Origin of the sequence: Nesterenkonia halobia, from assembly GCF_039536005.1 — a bacterium.
Taxonomy (GTDB): Bacteria; Actinomycetota; Actinomycetes; order Actinomycetales; family Micrococcaceae; genus Nesterenkonia; species Nesterenkonia halobia.
In genome coordinates this window covers 19,470-35,859 of record NZ_BAAAYG010000016.1, presented here as the reverse complement: position 1 = coordinate 35,859, position 16,390 = coordinate 19,470, and the positions used below count along the sequence as shown (strand labels likewise).

At 73.8% G+C, this 16,390-nt stretch carries 14 protein-coding genes and 2 riboswitches; of the genes, 12 read left to right on the top strand and 2 right to left on the bottom strand.

Annotation, left to right across the window (positions count from 1 at the left end):
• Positions 1 to 56 precede the first annotated feature (56 nt).
• From ABD652_RS13440 to mnhG, 6 genes are read left to right on the top strand one after another with little or no spacing between them, the layout of a single operon-like run.
• A complete protein-coding gene (locus tag ABD652_RS13440) occupies positions 57 to 3,071 on the top strand; it encodes a Na+/H+ antiporter subunit A (protein ID WP_344722238.1) in 3,015 nt (1,004 codons plus the stop codon).
• 3 nt (positions 3,072 to 3,074) lie between these two features.
• A complete protein-coding gene (locus ABD652_RS13435; RefSeq protein ID WP_344722236.1) occupies positions 3,075 to 3,734 on the top strand; it encodes a Na(+)/H(+) antiporter subunit C in 660 nt (219 codons plus the stop codon).
• A gap of 1 nt (position 3,735) precedes the next feature.
• A complete protein-coding gene (locus ABD652_RS13430) occupies positions 3,736 to 5,493 on the top strand; it encodes a Na+/H+ antiporter subunit D (protein WP_344722234.1) in 1,758 nt (585 codons plus the stop codon).
• On the top strand, positions 5,490 to 6,149 hold the full coding sequence (locus tag ABD652_RS13425) for a Na+/H+ antiporter subunit E (protein ID WP_344722232.1): 660 nt from the start codon (positions 5,490 to 5,492) through the stop codon (positions 6,147 to 6,149). The genes ABD652_RS13430 and ABD652_RS13425 overlap by 4 nt, the downstream gene beginning before the upstream one ends.
• Positions 6,149 to 6,658 (top strand): MrpF/PhaF family protein, encoded by a 510-nt coding sequence (locus ABD652_RS13420; protein ID WP_344722230.1) that lies wholly within the window; start codon positions 6,149 to 6,151, stop codon positions 6,656 to 6,658. Before ABD652_RS13425 ends, ABD652_RS13420 begins: the two co-directional genes overlap by 1 nt.
• Positions 6,658 to 7,059, top strand: a complete 402-nt coding sequence (mnhG, locus tag ABD652_RS13415) for a monovalent cation/H(+) antiporter subunit G (protein ID WP_344722228.1) — start codon at positions 6,658 to 6,660, stop codon at positions 7,057 to 7,059. Before ABD652_RS13420 ends, mnhG begins: the two co-directional genes overlap by 1 nt.
• Before the next feature lie 108 nt (positions 7,060 to 7,167).
• Here the strand turns inward: mnhG and ABD652_RS13410 are convergent, their stop codons facing one another.
• Together ABD652_RS13410 and ABD652_RS13405 are read right to left on the bottom strand one after the other, a co-directional pair.
• Positions 7,168 to 8,181: a hypothetical protein gene (locus ABD652_RS13410; RefSeq protein WP_344722226.1), complete on the bottom strand. Its 1,014-nt coding sequence runs from the start codon at positions 8,179 to 8,181 to the stop codon at positions 7,168 to 7,170.
• 239 nt (positions 8,182 to 8,420) lie between these two features.
• On the bottom strand, positions 8,421 to 8,693 hold the full coding sequence (locus ABD652_RS13405; RefSeq protein WP_344722224.1) for a DUF4235 domain-containing protein: 273 nt from the start codon (positions 8,691 to 8,693) through the stop codon (positions 8,421 to 8,423).
• A gap of 165 nt (positions 8,694 to 8,858) precedes the next feature.
• Positions 8,859 to 8,982, top strand: a riboswitch (TPP riboswitch).
• Between the two features lie 118 nt (positions 8,983 to 9,100).
• On the opposite strand from ABD652_RS13405, the gene ABD652_RS13400 reads away from it, so the two are divergent.
• The 6 genes from ABD652_RS13400 to ABD652_RS13375 all read left to right on the top strand — a co-directional run bounded on the left by ABD652_RS13400 (position 9,101) and on the right by ABD652_RS13375 (position 16,297).
• Positions 9,101 to 9,754 (top strand): ECF transporter S component, encoded by a 654-nt coding sequence (locus tag ABD652_RS13400; RefSeq protein ID WP_344722222.1) that lies wholly within the window; start codon positions 9,101 to 9,103, stop codon positions 9,752 to 9,754.
• On the top strand, positions 9,751 to 12,402 hold the full coding sequence (locus tag ABD652_RS13395; RefSeq protein WP_344722220.1) for an ATP-binding cassette domain-containing protein: 2,652 nt from the start codon (positions 9,751 to 9,753) through the stop codon (positions 12,400 to 12,402). Before ABD652_RS13400 ends, ABD652_RS13395 begins: the two co-directional genes overlap by 4 nt.
• 126 nt (positions 12,403 to 12,528) lie before the next feature.
• The gene (locus ABD652_RS13390) at positions 12,529 to 13,038 is read left to right on the top strand and encodes an SRPBCC domain-containing protein (RefSeq protein WP_153144394.1); all 510 of its coding nucleotides are present in this window, start codon (positions 12,529 to 12,531) and stop codon (positions 13,036 to 13,038) included.
• 43 nt (positions 13,039 to 13,081) lie between these two features.
• The gene (locus tag ABD652_RS13385; RefSeq protein ID WP_344722217.1) at positions 13,082 to 13,900 is read left to right on the top strand and encodes a carbon-nitrogen hydrolase family protein; all 819 of its coding nucleotides are present in this window, start codon (positions 13,082 to 13,084) and stop codon (positions 13,898 to 13,900) included.
• A 47-nt stretch (positions 13,901 to 13,947) separates the two neighbouring features.
• Positions 13,948 to 14,043: riboswitch (TPP riboswitch) on the top strand.
• A 95-nt stretch (positions 14,044 to 14,138) separates the two neighbouring features.
• Positions 14,139 to 14,960, top strand: coding sequence for a 3-oxoacyl-ACP reductase (locus ABD652_RS13380; protein WP_344722215.1), 822 nt, complete (start codon positions 14,139 to 14,141; stop codon positions 14,958 to 14,960).
• On the top strand, positions 14,957 to 16,297 hold the full coding sequence (locus tag ABD652_RS13375; RefSeq protein ID WP_344722213.1) for an LLM class flavin-dependent oxidoreductase: 1,341 nt from the start codon (positions 14,957 to 14,959) through the stop codon (positions 16,295 to 16,297). Before ABD652_RS13380 ends, ABD652_RS13375 begins: the two co-directional genes overlap by 4 nt.
• The last annotated feature ends 93 nt before the right edge of the window (positions 16,298 to 16,390 follow it).

Here is a 16,390-nt window from a genome sequence, read left to right as displayed (position 1 = left end):
CGCACGCGTCCCGCCCCCGCGCCGTCGGCGCACGAGCCGAGGAAGGACTGCCGCCCATGCTGACCCTGCTCGCCGCGCTGTTCGCCGCGAGCCTCGTGGTCCCCTGGGTCATGCGCCGCCTCGGCCGCGCCACCTTCCATCTGCTGGCCCTGCTGCTCGCCGTCGCGCTGACGGTGCTGCTGGTCCGGACCCTGCCGCAGGCGCTCGACGCCGACCAGGCCGGCGTCGCCGGTCCGCGCGCCCCGCCGGTCGAGGTCACCGAGTGGATCCCCGACCTCGGCGTGGACATCGCGCTGCGCGCCGACGTGCTGAGCCTGGTCATGACGATGCTGATCCTCGGCGTCGGCGCGCTGGTGATGCTCTACTGCGCCCGCTACTTCAGCGCCGCCGATCGCAGCGCCGGCCCCTTCGCCGCGGAGCTGCTGGCCTTCGCCGCGGCGATGCTCGGGCTGGTGCTCAGCGACGACCTGATCATGCTCTTCATCTTCTGGGAGCTGACCACGGTGCTGTCCTTCCTGCTGATCGGCCACGCCTCGCACCGGATCGTCGCGCGCCGCTCGGCCATCCAGGCGCTTGTGGTCACCACCTTCGGCGGGCTGGCGATGCTGGTCGGCCTGGTGCTGCTGGGCGAGCTGGCCGGCACCTACCGACTCTCCGAGATCCTCGCCGCCGCCGGGGCCGGACAGGCCGGCGACGCCGCCCAGCTCTCCGGCGCCGGCGTCGACGTCGCGGTGCTGCTGCTGCTGGTCGGCGCGGTCACCAAGTCCGCGCTGGTCCCCTTCCACTTCTGGCTGCCGGCGGCGATGGCCGCCCCCACGCCGGTCTCGGCGTATCTGCACGCCGCGGCGATGGTCAAGGCCGGAGTCTTCCTCGTCGCCCGGCTGGCCCCGGGCTTCCACGACACCGCCTTCTGGGACGCCGCAGTGATCGGCCTGGGCCTGGCCACGCTGATCATCGGTGCCTGGCGCTCGCTGCGGCAGACGGACCTGAAGCTGGTCCTGGCCTACGGGACCGTCTCCCAGCTGGGCCTGCTGGTGCTGGTCAACGGCCTGGGCACCGCCGAGGCGGCGCTGGCGGGGGTCGCGATGCTGCTGGCCCACGGACTGTTCAAGGCCGCGCTGTTCATGGTCGTCGGGATCATCGACCACGAGACCGGCACCCGCGACCTGCGCCAGCTCTCCGGCCTCGGCCGCGGCCAGCCGGCGCTGCTGGTGACCGCAGTCCTCGCCGCGGCCTCGATGGCCGGCATCCCGCCGCTGTTCGGCTTCGTCGCCAAGGAGTCGGCGCTGGAGTCGATGGTCGCCGTCGGCGGCGGGCTCGGCTGGACGGCCGCCGTCGGCGTCGCGCTGGGGTCGGGGCTGACCGTGGCCTACAGCGCCCGCTTCCTCTGGGGAGCCTTCGCGGCCAAACCCGGGGTGGAGACGACGCCGACCGGTCGGCTCGGCGTCGTCTTCCTGGCCGCGCCGGCGGCGCTGGCGCTGCTCGGGCTGCTGCTGGGGCCGGCGCCGCAGCCGGTCGGGATGCTGGGCGGACCGATCAGCGCGCTCTCCGGCGGCGGAGAGGAGGCCACCGCCGAGCTGGCGCTGTGGCACGGACTCGCCCCCGGCCTCGGGCTCTCGGCGGCGGCCTGGCTGCTCGGCGCAGTCCTCTTCCTGCTCAGCCGGCGCGACCTCGACTGGCCGGGCCGGGTGCCGCAGCGGCTGGAGGCCGAGCGCCTCTACCGCGGGCTGATCCGCGGGCTGGACGCGCTGGCGGTGCGGCTGACCTCGCAGACCCAGCGCGGCTCGCTGGGCTTCTACCTGTTCATCATCCTGACGGTGGCCACCCTGGTGCCGCTGAGCGTGCTGCTGCTGGCCGGCCACCGGATGCCCGCCGACTGGATCCTGGCGGAGACTCCGCTGCAGGTGGTGCTGGCGGTGGTGGTCCTCGCCGGCGCCGTCGGCGCCGTGCGGGCCCATAAGCGCTTCATGGCGGTGCTGCTCGTCTCGCTCTGCGGCTTCGGCTCCGCCGGGATCTTCGCCCTGCAGGGCTCGCCGGACCTGGCGCTGACCATCCTGCTGGTGGAGTCGGCGGTGCTGGTGGTCTTCGTGCTGGCGCTGCGCATGCTGCCGGCCGGCATCTGGACGCAGAACCCCACCGGCTTCCGCACCGCCCGCGCGCTGCTGGGCGCCGCCTTCGGTCTGGTGATGATGGCCGCCGTCGCCGTCGGCCTCGCCGCGCGCTCGTCCGACCCGGTCTCGGTGGAGTTCCCCTGGCTGGCCCACGACGTCGGCCACGGCGCGAACATCGTCAACGTCACCCTGGTCGACATCCGCGCCTGGGACACCTTCGGCGAGATCACCGTGCTGGCCTCGGCGGCCACCGGCGTGGCCTCGCTGATCTTCGTCCAGCGCCGCGACGTGCGACGGCGCAGCCTCCACGAGGTCCCCACCGGCTCGGTGGGCCGCGTGGTCGACGACGCCGAGCTCTCCCCGCAGCACGTCCAGGAGCTGCGGGTGGCCCGCTCCTTCGCGACCGTCGCCCGCGAGGCCTGGCTGGTGGCCGGTCGCACCGTCGCGCCGGAGCACCGCTCGATCGTCTTCGAAGTGGTCACCCGGCTGCTGTTCCACGCGGTCATCCTGCTCTCGGTCTATCTGCTGCTGGCCGGGCACAACGATCCCGGCGGCGGCTTCGCCGGCGGGCTGCTCGTCGGGCTGGCGCTGATGCTGCGCTACCTGGCCGGCGGCCGCTACGAGCTGGAGGCCGCCGTCCCGTTCAGCGCCAGCGCGCTGATGGGCTGGGGGATGACCGTCGCCTGCGCCTCGGGGATGATGCCGCTGCTGGTGGACGGCCAGCTCTTCCAGTCGGCCTACGTGGAGCTGACGCTGCCGCTGCTCGGCGAGCATGCCCTGGTCTCCTCGGTGATCTTCGACATCGGCGTCTACCTGGTGGTCGCCGGGCTGATCCTGGACATCCTGCGCAGCCTGGGCGCGGAGATCGACGTGCGGTCCGAGCAGCAGAGCCTGGCCGAGGCCTCGCGGCTGCGTCGCCGCGGGCGCATGGCCTCGGCCTGGGCCGGGACGGGGGACTGAGCCATGACGATCAATCTGACGCTGCTGGTGCTGATGGGCGCGCTCTTCGCCGTCGGCGTCCACCTGCTGCTGGAGCGCTCGCTGACCCGCGTGCTGCTGGGCATCATCCTGATCTCCAACGGGGTGAACCTGCTGATGCTGCAGACCGCCGGCCGGGCCAGGCTGGCGCCGATCGTCCGCGACGGCGCCGGCTTCGCGGACATGCTGGATCCGCTGCCGCAGGCGCTGGTGCTCACCGCCATCGTGATCTCCTTCGCGCTGACCAGCCTGATGCTGGCGCTGATCTACCGCTCCTGGGCGCTGGCCCGGCAGGACGAGGTCGCCGACGACGAGGAGGACCGCCGCGTGGCCGCCCAGCCCGTCCATGACCCGGAGGAGGACTCCGAAGTGCCCGCCGAGACCAGCGAGTTCTCCGAGGTCGACCCGGCGGATCCGCATCAGGCCCGTCAGCGCGGCCGGCTGCTGAATCCGCAGGCCGGCCGGGACGCGACCGCCGGCGGCGCCGTGGAGGACCAGCTGCGCCGCGGGCTGCACGAGCCCGACGGGGACGCGCGGGTCCGCGGGGGAGCGGCGGAGCCCGACGACGGTTCGGCCGCCGGCTCGGCCGACAGCCCGGCCGCCGGACCCTCCGAGGGCCCGTCCCGCCGCGGAAGGAGGCGCTGACATGGACGGCGATCTGGCCTCCCTCATCCCGCTGGCGACGCTGCTGCCGGTGCTCGGCGCGGGCTTCGGCTTCGCCTTCTACCGCCAGCAGGCCACCCAGCGCGCCGTCACGCTGGGCACGCTGACGCTGACCGTGGTGCTGGAGATCGTGCTGCTGGCCGACGTCTGGCACGGCGGGGCGCAGGCGGTCCACCTGGGCGGCTGGCCGGCGCCCTTCGGCATCGCGATGGTCATCGACCGGTTCTCCGCGCTGATGCTGGTGGTCTCGTCGATCATCACGCTGGCGGTGCTGCTCTACGCGGTCGGGCAGGGCGCCGCGGCCGAGGAGCGGCGCGACGACGGCCCGGTGTCGATCTTCTACCCGACGTATCTGATCCTGGTCGCCGGCGTCTCCAACGCCTTCCTGGCCGGGGACCTGTTCAACCTCTACGTCGGCTTCGAGATCTTCCTGACCGCCTCCTACGTGCTGCTCACCCTCGGCGGCGGCGAGGCGCGGATCCGCGCCGGAGTGACCTACGTGGTCGTCTCCATCGTCTCCTCGCTGCTCTTCCTGATCACCATCGGGGTCATCTACGCGGCCACCGGCACGGTGAACCTGGCGGATCTGGCGCTGGCGCTGGGCGAGCTGGACCGCGGCATGCAGCTGCTGCTGCACGTGATGCTGCTGGTCGGTTTCGGGATCAAGGCCGCCGTCTTCCCGCTGGCCTTCTGGCTGCCGGACTCCTACCCGACGGCGCCGGCGCCGGTGACCGCAGTCTTCGCCGGCCTGCTGACCAAAGTCGGCATCTACTCGATCATCCGGACCGAGACCCTGCTCTTCCCCGGCGAGCGGCTGAACACCGCGCTGATGATCGTCGCGCTGCTGACGATGCTCGTCGGGATCCTGGGCGCGCTGGCGCAGAGCGACGTCAAACGCATGCTCTCCTTCACGCTGACCAGCCACATCGGTTATCTGGTCTTCGGGCTCTCGCTGCTGTCGATCACCGGGATGTCGGCGACGATCTACTACGTCGCCCACCACATCACCATCCAGACCACGCTGTTCCTGGTCACCGGGCTGATCGAGCGCCGGTCCGGGACCTCGGCGGTGGACCGGCTGGGCGGGCTGGCGCGGATCTCCCCGGTGCTGGCGGTGCTGTTCTTCCTGCCGGCGATGAACCTGGCCGGCATCCCGCCGTTCAGCGGCTTCATCGGCAAGCTCGGGATGATCCAGGGCGGCGTCGCGGAGGACACCGTGATCGCCTGGACGCTGGTGGTCGGCTCGGTGGTCACCTCGCTGCTGACGCTGCTGGCGCTGGCCCGCATCTGGTCCCGGGCGTTCTGGCGCCGCGCAGAGGACGCCGACGACCCCGATCCGCTGCTGATGTCGAAGACGCTGGCCCACGCCCGGGCGGCCAACAAGCGGCTGCTGCCGACGTCGATGACGGTGCCGACGGCGCTGCTGGTCGGACTCTCGCTGGCCTTCACCGTCTTCGCCGGCCCGTTGATGAGCTTCTCCCGGGCGGCGGCGCAGGACATGTACGAACGCACCCCCTACCTCGAGGCGGTGCTGGGCGAGGAGCGCGTCGACGGCGTCCGGGCCGAGCTGCGGGAGCTGGCCGCGCAGGTCGACGGGATCGAGACCGGCGACGGCGGCGCGGAGGAGTTCGCCCCGGTGCACACTTCGGTGGAGCCCCGCGACGCCGCGCAGCTGGAGTCCGACGACGTCGCCGACGCCCCGGGCGATTCCGGCGAAGAGCCAGGAGGTGAGTCCCGATGAGACGACCGAGGACCCCGCTGCGGCTGGAGATGCCGCTGATCGCCTTCCTGACGTTCCTGTGGATGGCGGTCTGGCGCGACTTCACGCTCGGCACGCTGCTCGTCGGCCTGGTGCTCGGCACCGCGATCGTGCGGGTGTTCTACCTTCCGCCGCTGCGCGGCACCGGGCGCTTCAACCTGTTCTGGTGGGTCGTCTTCGCCGGACGGTTCCTGGGGCGGATGGTGTTCGCCTCCTTCCAGGTGGCCTGGCTGGCCGTCGTCCGCGGCCCCCGGGTGCGCAGCGCGATCGTCGCGGTGCAGCTGCGCAGCCACGACGATTTCCTCGTCACGATGGTCGGCCACGCCGTCGTGCTGGTGCCGGGCTCGCTGGTGCTCGACGTCGACCGCACGACCACCACGCTGTACCTGCACTGCCTGGACTTCCGCGGGCCGGAGGACGCCGACCGGGTGCGCCGCTCAGTGCTGCGCGACGAGGCGCTGCTCATCCGCGCCGGCGGGACCCCGTCGGACCTGGCCGGGATCCGCGCGGAGAAGCGTCTGGGCCGCACGCCCGGGCTCAGCCCCGCCGAGCTGCGGGCGCATCCGCCGATCGACGGGTCCGCGACCCGCGAGGCGGCACCGGGCGGCCTCGACGCGTCCGGGGAAGGGAGGTCCTGATGCTGGAGACTGCGCTGCTGATCACCGAGGCGCTGCTCGGCGCGGCCGCGCTCTGCGCAGTGGTCCGCGTCTTCCGCGGCCCCTCGGTGCTCGACCGGGTCATCGCCGTCGACGTGACCCTGCTGGTGGTCTCCTCGATGCTGCTGGTGGACATGATCGCCCGCGACCATCGGGACTTCGTGCTCTTCGTCATCGCCGGGGCGATGATCGGCTTCCTCGGCGCCGTCGCGATCGCCCGCTTCGTCCCGGTGCGCCGCACCGAGCAGGTCGCCCGGCCGCATCCGAGCGGGGCCGCCGCGGACCAGCCCAGCACGGCCCGGACGGCCCGGACGGCCCGGACGGCGGGGGCCGAGCCCTCGCGACCGACGTCGGAGGCCGCCGACGAGGAGGATCCGTCGACGTCGTGGTTCACCGCCCTGGCCCGCTCGCGGCGCGAGGAGCAGCGGCGGGCCGACGCCCGGCGGGAGCACGAGGCGGACTCCGGCGCGCACCGGGGGGAGGAGGAATGATGAGCGGGCTGGATCCGATCCTCGACGGCGTCGCGGCGGTGTGCCTGGTGATCGGCGGGCTGATGTCGCTGGCCGCCGGCGTCGGGCTGCTGCGCTTCCCGGACCTGCACTCGCGGATGCATGCGGCCACCAAGCCCCAGGTGCTCGGGCTGCTGATGTTCGTGCTGGCCGCCGCGCTGACCTGGCGCAGCTGGGAGCTGGTCGCCATCGCGCTGCTGACCTGGGGCGTGCAGATCCTCACCGCGCCGGTCAGCGCGCATATGGTCGGCCGAGCCGGGTACCGGAGCCGGCATGTCCGGCGCGACGTGCTCGTCGTCGACGAGCTGGCCCGCGCCGTCGACCGCATCGCGCACGAGGACACCGCCCGTCCGGAGCTCGACGAGGACCGGCCGAGCTCCTGAGGGCCCCTGACGAACCCGACGTCGTCGAGTGGCCGCCGGTGACGAGAGTTCTGTGCCTGACGAGGGGATCGGCGGCCGATTCCTCGTCACCGGCGGCCACTCGACGGATCAGCGCCGGATGAGGGCGCCGTCCCAGCCCTGACGACGCAGGGCGTCCACGATCCGGGCGATCGCCGGGGCCCAGCCGTCGACCGTATGACGTCGGGTGATCCGCACCTCGATCCACCCGTGGTCCGCGGCGAGCTCGGCGCGATGCACATCGCGCTCGACCTGGCGCGGGGCGGAGTGGTGGATGCCCTCGTACTGCACGGCGACCCGCTGCTCGCGGAAGAGCAGGTCCGGCTGGAAGAGTCTGCGTCCCTGCGCGTCGACGACCCACTCGTTGACCTCGGGCTCGGGCAGGCCGGCCAGCATGATGGCCACGCGCAGCCGCGTCTCCTGCGGAGAATCCGCTCCGGGGCGTGCGAGCCCGGCGGCGCGGCGCACCCGTCGGATCCCGCGGCTTCCGGCCTTCGACTGCACCGCGGCGAGGAGGTCCTCGGACGCGGCGACCGCGACACCGGGTCCCTCGAAGGCGATCCTCGGGCTCCTGAGCAGCGCGTCGGCGGAGACGACGGCCTCGACCAGCGACTGCGACGCCGCACGATCCGCCCACGTCCAGGCGGGCGTGGTGACCGGGATGCCGGCGACCTCGGTGATGAACTCGCCGGAGATGTCGGCCCGGTGCGGCACGATCAGTCCTGGTCGTCGGATTCGTCCGCCGTCGCGCGGCACGGTGAGGTGGTGGGGCGCCCGGAGCCGCTCCTCCCAGAGCCCGAGGAGTGCGGCGGCGGTGCCATGGGTCGCCACTCGGGCGGTCCCGCGGGTCAGGCCCTGGAGCAGCGCGATCTCGCGGGCGTCGGGATGGGCGGAGTCGTCAGCTCCGCGGTACACGTCGGTGGTCAGCCGCTCGACGGTGCGGTGGTACCGGCCGCGGCGCAGGTCACGCGGAGCGAGTCCTTCGTCGTCGAGGAGCTGGGCCCGTGTGCGGCCGGCCGTGCCGGCGCGGATCGGTGCTCCGCGCCGGCGGTCGCCGAGGACGAGGTCGTCTGTGGCCGAGGGGTCGGACGGGGAGGGAGACATGGCCCCATCCCAGAGGGCGGCTCGCGCTCCCGCCAGCGCTGCGGGGGTCGCTGTGGATGACGCGGCGCGTCGTGCCGCGGGGCTTGGACGCTGTGCAGGAACCTGCCGCGTCCCGCCTCGGCTCCTACGTCATCGAGTGGCCGCCGGTGACGAGAGTTCTGCGCCTGACGAGGGGATCGGCGGCCGATTCCTCGTCACCGGCGGCCACTCGACGCCGGGCAGGAGCCGCGGGACGAGTCTCAGACCTCCGAAGGGTCCTGATAGGCGCCCTTGATCTTGCGCATCGAGGCCTTCGCCCCGCGCTGGGAGAGGACCTGCACCCCGGCGGAGAGCGCCGCGGAGCTCACCGCGAAGATCAGCGCCTTCTGCAGCGAGATGTCCTCGTCCTCGGAGCTCTTCGGCGTCTCCTCGCCGGTGGCCTGCTTCCACGCGAACTCGAAGGCCTTCGTGGCCGCGAAGCCGCCGGCCAGCGAGATCCCGGTGGTCAGCAGCTTGTCCATGATCTTGTCCATCGGCACTCCTCGCCGTTCGGTCTCTGTGCGCACCCGGCCGACGCCGCGCGGACCGCGGGCGGTCGACCTCGCCCCCAGCCTAGCCCAGCCGTGGCAGGCGTGGTCATCGTCCCGGCGACCTCTCCCCGCCGCGCCGGGCGTGGGGTACGGTGGTCCACGTCATTCGAGACACGACAGGGGAGCGCCCCTCGGCACGCACGTGCCGGAAGGCGCTGAGAGTGGGCTGAAGGCCCAGACCCTCGAACCTGATCAGGCCAGCACCTGCGAAGGAAGTCGAGACTCGTCCTCGGATGCCGGATCGCCGACGACGGCGGCACCCGTCCGCACCTCTGCGGATCCGCCGCGCCGTCGCCTCCGGCTCTCTCCTGCGTGCTCGTGGTCCATCACTGTCACGACCAGGGAGCATCATGAGCAGCACCGCCGCATCGACGTCAGCCTCCGGGGCGATCCAGGGCGCGAGGACCGCGCGCTGGTCGGTCTCGGACATCGTCGTCGCCTCCACCCTCGCCGTCGCCGCCGGCGTCATCTTCTGGGGATGGAACCTCAGCTATCAGCTCGTCGGCGGCCTCTTCGCCGCGTATCCGCCGGCGGCCACCATCGTCCACGGCATGTGGCTCTTCCCCGGCGTGCTCGGCGCGCTGGTCATCCGCAAGCCCGGCGCGGCGATCTACTGCGAGCTCGTCGCCGCCGTCGTCTCCGCCCTGCTGGGCTCCCAGTGGGGGCTGACCGTGCTGTCCTCGGGCTTCGTGCAGGGCCTGGGCGCCGAGCTGGTCGTGATGGCCTTCCTCTACCGCCGCTTCACCCTCGACGTCGCCGTGCTCGCCGGCGCGCTCTCGGGCTTCTTCGGCGGAGCGACCTACCACTGGATCATCCCGATGTACGCCTATGCGCCGCTGGAGACGTTCGTCCACATCGGCTGCTTCGCCCTCTCCGGGGCGATCATCGCCGGGGCGCTGATGTGGACTGCGACCCGCGGGCTGGCGGCGACCTCGGTGCTCGGGCCGCTGGCCTCCCGGCGGGCCCACCGGGAGCCCGTCGTCGGCGCCGGAGCGGGCCGATGAGCGCGACGTCGACGCCCCGGGAGACCCTCGACGGCGCCCGACGCGGGACGGCGCCGGGCGTCTCCGGGCCGTCCGGGTCGCCCACGTCCCGCGCGTCCGACGCCTCCGTGCGCCCGGCCGGCGTCGAGGTCCGGGCGGAGAGCTGGACGTTCCAGCACGCCGACCGTCCCGCTCCAGCGCTGGCGGACCTGGATCTGCACCTCGCCCCAGGGGAGAAGGTCCTGCTGGCCGGCCCGTCGGGCGCGGGGAAGTCCACGCTGCTGCACGGGCTGGCCGGGGTGCTCCACGACGAGGACGCCGTATCGGCCGGCACGCTGCGCCTCGACGGCGCGGCCCCCGACGCCGCCCGCGGCCGGGCCGGGCTGATGCAGCAGGACCCCGAGTCGCAGGTGGTGCTCTCGCGGATCGGCGACGACGTCGCCTTCGCCGCGGAGAACCTCGCCGTGGAGCGGGAGCAGATCTGGGTGCGGGTGCGCGAGGCGCTCGACGCCGTCGGGCTGGGCCCCGGCATCGAGGGGGCGAGGGCCGACGACGTCGCCGAACAGCTGCTCGACCACCCCACCGCCGAGCTCTCCGGCGGGCAGAAGCAGCGCCTCGCGCTGGCCGGGATCCTGGCGATGCGCCCGGGGCTGCTGCTGCTCGACGAGCCGACGGCGAATCTCGACCCGGCCGGCGTCGCCCAGGTCCGCGACGCGGTCCTCGCCGCCGCCGCGGCCACCGGGCCGACGCTGGTCGTCGTCGAGCATCGGCTGGGCGTCTGGGCCGAGCACTGCGACACGCTGGTCGTCCTCGAAGCCGGCGGCGGGGTGCGCCGCCGCGTCGACGCCGCCCGGGTCGCCGACGACGAGCCGCTGCGCGAGGAGCTGGCGGCCATGGGGCTCTGGGTCCCCGATCGGCCGCCGCAGCTGCCGACGTGGTCGCCGCGCCGCGGCGTCGCCGAGGACGGACCGGCGGGGGTCGCCGACGAGGCGCTGCTGTCCGCCGCAGGACTCGCCGTCGGGCGCACCGCCCCGCACCGGGCCCCAGGCGCGGGGCGACGACGCCGTCGAGGACCCGGCCGGCGGCGCAGACCGCGCGCCGGTTCGGCGCCCCGGCCGGTGCTCGAGGGCGTGGACCTGACGCTGCGCCGCGGCCGAGCCCTGGGGCTGACCGGGCGCAACGGCGCGGGGAAGTCCACGCTGCTGCTCAGTCTGGCCGGACTGCTGCCGCGCCACGGCGGTCGGCTCGCCGCCGGGACAGGGCTGATCGGCGGCTCCGGCGGCTTCGGCGGCTCCGGCGACGCTGGCGACACCGGTGCGACGGCGGGCCGGGAGCGGCTGGGCGAGGACCCGGGCGGCTGGCGCGCCGCCGATCTGGTCGCCCGCCTCGGGATGGTCTTCCAGGAGCCGGAGCACCAGTTCGTCCGCTCCACCGTCCGCGAGGAGCTCGCCCTCGGCGCGCACCAGGCCCGACGGCCGGGCACCTCCGAGCCGCTGTTCACCGCCGAGCAGGTCGAGGCGCGCGTGGCCGAGCTGCTCGAGCGGCTGCGGCTGACCGAGCTGGCCGAGGCCAACCCCTTCACCCTCTCCGGCGGGGAGAAGCGCCGGCTGTCGGTGGGCACTGTGCTCTCCGCCGGTCCGGCGGTGCTGCTGCTCGACGAGCCGACCTTCGGCCAGGACGCCCACACCTTCGCCGAGCTGGTCCGGCTGCTGCGCGAGCACCTCGACGCCGGCGGGGCGCTGATCGCGGTCACCCATGACGCCGCCTTCCTGCAGGCCCTGGACGCCGAGGAGCTGCGGCTCGGCGAGGAGCCGTCGAGCCCGGAGCGACGGAAGGAGGACGCCGACGCCTCCGCCCGCGAGCCCGCCGCCGGCTCTACCGTCCCGATGCTCTCCGGCGTGCGCATCGAGTCGGCCCTGGGCCGCCGCGGCGCGCCGGCCAAGCTGGCCGCCGTGCTGCTGGTGACCGTGGCCCTGGTGGCGACGATGGACTGGGTCAGCTCGGCGGTGGTGATCGCGACAGGCCTGCTGCTCGTCCCGGCCGCCGGGCTGCGGCTCGGCCAGTTCCTGAAGCGCCTGTGGCCCTTCGCTATCGGCGCCGTCGTCGCGGTCTGGGGCACCGCCGTCGCCGCCGAGGCCTCCGGCGAGACGCTGCTGGACCTCGGCTTCACCACCGTCTCGGCGGGTTCGCTGGAGCTCGGCGCGGCCATGGGCGCCCGCGCGCTGGCCATCGTCATCCCCTCGGTGCTGGTCTTCTCCACCACGGACCCCACGGATCTCGCCGACGGGCTGGCCCAGCAGCTGCGGCTGCCGGCGCGCTTCGTCCTCGGCGCGCTGGCGGCGATGCGGCTGCTCGGACTGCTGGCCCAGCACTGGACGACGATCGGCCATGCCCGCCGCGCCCGCGGCATCGGAGCCCACGGCGGATTCGTCGCCCGCGTCGGCGCGACGGCCTCGCAGGCCTTCGGGCTGCTGGTGCAGGCGATCCGCATCGCCACCCGGCTGGCGGTGACCATGGAATCCCGCGGCTTCGGCGCCGGGCCGCGCACCTGGGCCCGGCCCGCGCGGACCGACGCGGCCGACGTCGGACTGATCCTCGGCGGCCTGGTGCTGGCGGCGCTCGCCACGGCGGTCTCGATCCTGGTCGGGGCCTGGAACCCGGTGTGGTGAGGCGGGCCGACCCGCGCCCTCGCCCGGGCGCCCAGCCTTGACCGGCGTCGTGCCGCAGTCGGACGCTCGACGGTGAGGGCGGTCGCTGTCGGCCGCCGGAGGCGCCGCATCAGGAGGGGAGCCCCGATGTCCGAGGCCACGCTGACCTGCACCACCTATATCCGCGCCGCCGACCACCAGGTCTGGGACGCGCTGACCGACCCGGCGGCGACGTCCCGCTGGTGGGGCGTGCGCTTCGAGACCGACTGGCGCCCGGAGTCCTCGATGACCTGGTCCGAGGAGACTCCGCGGGGCACGGTGCGCACCGCCGGGCCCGGCCAGAAGGTCCTGGAGGCCGAACGGCCGCGACGGCTGGCCTACACCTGGCATGTCTTCACCGCCGAATGGGCCGCGGCCCAGGGAGTGGACGAGGCGCTGCACGACCGGCTCGTCCACGAGGGCGCCTCCCGCGTCACCTTCACCGTCGATCCGGCCGGAGGGCCGGTGCGGCTGCAGCTGGTCCATGAGTTCGACGTCGACGGCGCGCTGCGCTCGATGGTGGGCCGGGGATGGCCGGCGCTGCTGGCCAGCCTGAAGTCGCAGCTGGAGACCGGCGAGCCGCTGGCGGACCTGGATCCGTCGGCGGCCGATCGCTGACGCCCCGCAGACTGCGGCCGGGGGCAGGTCGTAGGCTGGGGGCATGCGCATCGCAGCAGCTCAGCTCGTCACCGGCGAGGACCCGCAGCAGAACCTCGAGCTCGTCCGCGAATGGACGCAGCAGGCCGCCGAGGCCGGCGCCGACGTCGTCGTCTTCCCCGAGGCGACGCAGCGCGCCTTCGGACACAGCCTGACGGCGATCGCCGAGCCGACCGACGGGCCCTGGGCGACGGCCGTCCGGGAGATCGCCGCGGCCCAGGACATCGTCGTGGTGGTCGGCATGTTCACCCCCGCGCCGCCGGGCGAGCAGGGCCGCGAACGGGTGGCCAACACGCTGCTGGCCGTCGGCCCCGGCGTCGAGGCCTCCTACGACAAGATCCACCTCTACGACGCCTTCGGCTTCCAGGAGTCCGCCACAGTGGCGCCGGGGGAGGCCCCGGCGCGCGTCGACGTCGACGCGGCGACCTTCGGGCTGGCGACCTGCTACGACATCCGTTTCCCGGACCTGTTCACCGCCCATGCCCGCGCCGGCGCGATCGCGACGATCCTGCCGGCCTCCTGGGGCGCCGGGCCGGGCAAGGTCGACCAGTGGCGGCTGCTGGCCCGCGCCCGGGCCCTGGATTCGACGCAGTACGTCATCGCCTGCGGCCAGGGACTGCCCGCGGCGGCGGGCGTGGAGCCCGTCGACGGCGCGCCGACCGGCGTCGGCCACTCGATGATCATCGGCCCGACCGGCGAGGTGCTCGCCGAGGCGGGCGAGGCCCCGCAGCTGCTGGTGGCCGACCTCGACGTCGACGCCGTCTCCTCCGCGCGCGAGCGGCTGCCGGTGCTGGCCAACGCCCGGGAGATCCCGCGGCGCTGAGACCTGCGCAACATCCCGCCCCGCCGCGCGCGGGTGTGGTTCCATAGTGCCGTGACACGGGGTGCCGCGATCTGCGGCTGAGATGACACCCGTCGAACCTGATCCAGTTCGCACTGGCGAAGGGAATGTCCGTCTCGGTGCGGCCCGCCGTCGCACCCGGAGCGCAGCGGCCGACGGAGACCGTCGACGCGCGCATCCGCCCGGCGCATGCTCCTTCGCCTCGAGACGAGAGGCACATATGAGCACCGACCCCCAGCATCACCGGACCGCCGACGTCGACCCCTCCGCCGTTCCGGCCCCGCCGCTGGCCGATCAGCTCGTGCTGGTCACCGGCGGCGCCCGCGGCCTCGGGGCGGCGATCACCCGGGCCTTCCTCCGCGAGGGGGCGGCCGTGGTGATCAACTACCACCGGTCCCGCGAGGCCGCCGAGACGCTGGCCGCCGCGCACCCGCAGCAGGCGCTCGCCGTCGCCGCCGACGTCCGCGACGCCGCCCAGGTCGAGGCGCTGGTCGAGACGGCGCGCGAGCACTTCGGCCGCCCGATCACCACTGTGGTCAACAACGCCCTGGTGGACTTCGCCTTCACCGGAGACGCCCGCTCGAGGGCCGGCGAGATCACCGCCGCCGAGCTCTCGACGCAGTTCTCCGGCTCGGTGCAGGCTCCGCTGCAGGTCATCCAGGCCGCGCTGCCCGGGATGCGCGAGGCCGGCGTCGGCCGGATCATCTCCGTGGGCACCAACCTCTTCCAGCACCCGGTGGTGCCGTACCACGACTACACCGCCGCCAAAGCGGCGCTGCTGTCGCTGACCAGGACCTTCGCCGAGGACCTGGGGCCGGAGGGGATCACCGTCAACATGATCTCCGGCGGGCTGCTGCGCAGCACCGACGCCTCCGCGGCCACGCCGAGCGAGGTCTTCGACGCCATCGCCGCGTCCACGCCGCTGCGGCGGGTCACCACCCCGGAGGAGCTGGCCGACGCCGCGGTCTTCTTCGCCTCGCCCTGGGCGCGCGGGGTGACGGCGCAGAACCTGATCGTCGACGGCGGGCTGGTGAAGGGATGAGCCCGAAGCCGGCGCACTTCAACCTCTTCCTCCACGGCGCCGGCCACCACAAGGCCGCCTGGCGGGCGCCGGACTCGTCCGCCGACCAGCTCGCCGACCTGGGCTGGTACGAGGAGATCGCCCGCATCGCCGAGCGCGGGCTGCTGGACGCGGTCTTCCTGGCCGACGGGCAGTCGATCAGCATCACCGGCGTCGAGGACGGGCCGATGTGGCACTTCGAGCCGCTGACCCTGCTGACCGCGCTGAGCCGGGCCACGGAGCGCATCGGGCTGGTCTCCACAGTGTCGGCGACGTTCTACGCTCCCTTCCACGCCGCCCGGCTGCTGGCCAGCCTGGACCGCATCTCCGGCGGGCGGCTCGGCTGGAACGTGGTGACCTCCATGTTCGACGCCGAGGCGCAGAACCACGGGATGGAGGCCATGCCGCCCCATGCCGTCCGGTACGGCCGGGCCGAGGAGTTCGTCGACGTCGTCACCCGGCTGCTCGACTCCTGGCCGGAGGACTCGCTGGTGGTCGAGCGCGACGGCCGCTACGTCGACGGCTCCCGGCTGGCCCCGCTGGAGCACGTCGGCGAGCACTTCGCCGTCCGCGGGCCGCTGAACGTCCCGCGCCCGCCGCAGGGCCGCCCGGTGCTCTTCCAGGCCGGCTCCTCCGAGCAGGGCCGGGATCTGGCCGCGCGGCGGGCGGAGGCGATCTACGCGGTCGCCTACGACCTCGCCGCCGGGCAGGAGTATCGCAGCGATGTGCGCGCCCGGATCGCCGCGGCCGGTCGGGACCCGGACTCTGTGGCGGTCATGCCCGGACTGGTGACCTATGTCGGCTCGACCATGGCCGAGGCCCGGGAGAAGCAGGCCGCCCTCGACGAGCTGCTGCCGGTGGAGGACTCGCTGCGCCAGCTGGCGGTCTTCACCCAGCAGGACACCTCCGACTGGGAGCTCGACGCCCCGGTGCCGGAGCTGCCGCCGCTGGAGGCGTTCACCGGGCCGCAGGGCCGCTATGCGACGATCCTGCGGATCATCGAGTCCGAGCGTCCGACGGTGCGGCAGCTGCTGGGCCGGCTCGCCGCCGGGGGAGGCCACTGCACGATGGTCGGCACCCCGGAGTCCGTCGCCGACGAGATCGAGCGCTGGCTCGACCGCGGCGGCGCCGACGGATTCAACCTCATGCCGCCGGCGCTGCCGGCGAGTCTTGAGGGCTTCGTGGACCAGGTGGTCCCGGAGCTGCAGCGCCGCGGCCGGTTCCGCACCGCGTACGAGGCGACGACGCTGCGCGGGTATCTGGGGCTGGAGGTGCCGGAGCCGGTGCGGGCGCCGTCGTCGCCGTCGTCGGCCCGGTGACCGATCCGGTGACCACTCTCGGGATGACTCCGTGGGACGCGTGGGAACTGCGCCGTATTCCCGCACTTTCCGCCGAGTCATCCCGAGGGGGCG

Excerpts from the sequence above, each read along its gene's own strand:
- ABD652_RS13440 (WP_344722238.1), top strand. The coding sequence starts at position 57 with ATGCTGACCCTGCTCGCCGCGCTGTTCGCCGCGAGCCTCGTGGTCCCC.
- ABD652_RS13435 (WP_344722236.1), top strand. The coding sequence starts at position 3,075 with ATGACGATCAATCTGACGCTGCTGGTGCTGATGGGCGCGCTCTTCGCC.
- ABD652_RS13430 (WP_344722234.1), top strand. The coding sequence starts at position 3,736 with ATGGACGGCGATCTGGCCTCCCTCATCCCGCTGGCGACGCTGCTGCCG.
- ABD652_RS13425 (WP_344722232.1), top strand. The coding sequence starts at position 5,490 with ATGAGACGACCGAGGACCCCGCTGCGGCTGGAGATGCCGCTGATCGCC.
- ABD652_RS13420 (WP_344722230.1), top strand. The coding sequence starts at position 6,149 with ATGCTGGAGACTGCGCTGCTGATCACCGAGGCGCTGCTCGGCGCGGCC.
- mnhG (WP_344722228.1), top strand. The coding sequence starts at position 6,658 with ATGAGCGGGCTGGATCCGATCCTCGACGGCGTCGCGGCGGTGTGCCTG.
- ABD652_RS13410 (WP_344722226.1), bottom strand. The coding sequence starts at position 8,181 with ATGTCTCCCTCCCCGTCCGACCCCTCGGCCACAGACGACCTCGTCCTC.
- ABD652_RS13405 (WP_344722224.1), bottom strand. The coding sequence starts at position 8,693 with ATGGACAAGATCATGGACAAGCTGCTGACCACCGGGATCTCGCTGGCC.
- ABD652_RS13400 (WP_344722222.1), top strand. The coding sequence starts at position 9,101 with ATGAGCAGCACCGCCGCATCGACGTCAGCCTCCGGGGCGATCCAGGGC.
- ABD652_RS13395 (WP_344722220.1), top strand. The coding sequence starts at position 9,751 with ATGAGCGCGACGTCGACGCCCCGGGAGACCCTCGACGGCGCCCGACGC.
- ABD652_RS13390 (WP_153144394.1), top strand. The coding sequence starts at position 12,529 with ATGTCCGAGGCCACGCTGACCTGCACCACCTATATCCGCGCCGCCGAC.
- ABD652_RS13385 (WP_344722217.1), top strand. The coding sequence starts at position 13,082 with ATGCGCATCGCAGCAGCTCAGCTCGTCACCGGCGAGGACCCGCAGCAG.
- ABD652_RS13380 (WP_344722215.1), top strand. The coding sequence starts at position 14,139 with ATGAGCACCGACCCCCAGCATCACCGGACCGCCGACGTCGACCCCTCC.
- ABD652_RS13375 (WP_344722213.1), top strand. The coding sequence starts at position 14,957 with ATGAGCCCGAAGCCGGCGCACTTCAACCTCTTCCTCCACGGCGCCGGC.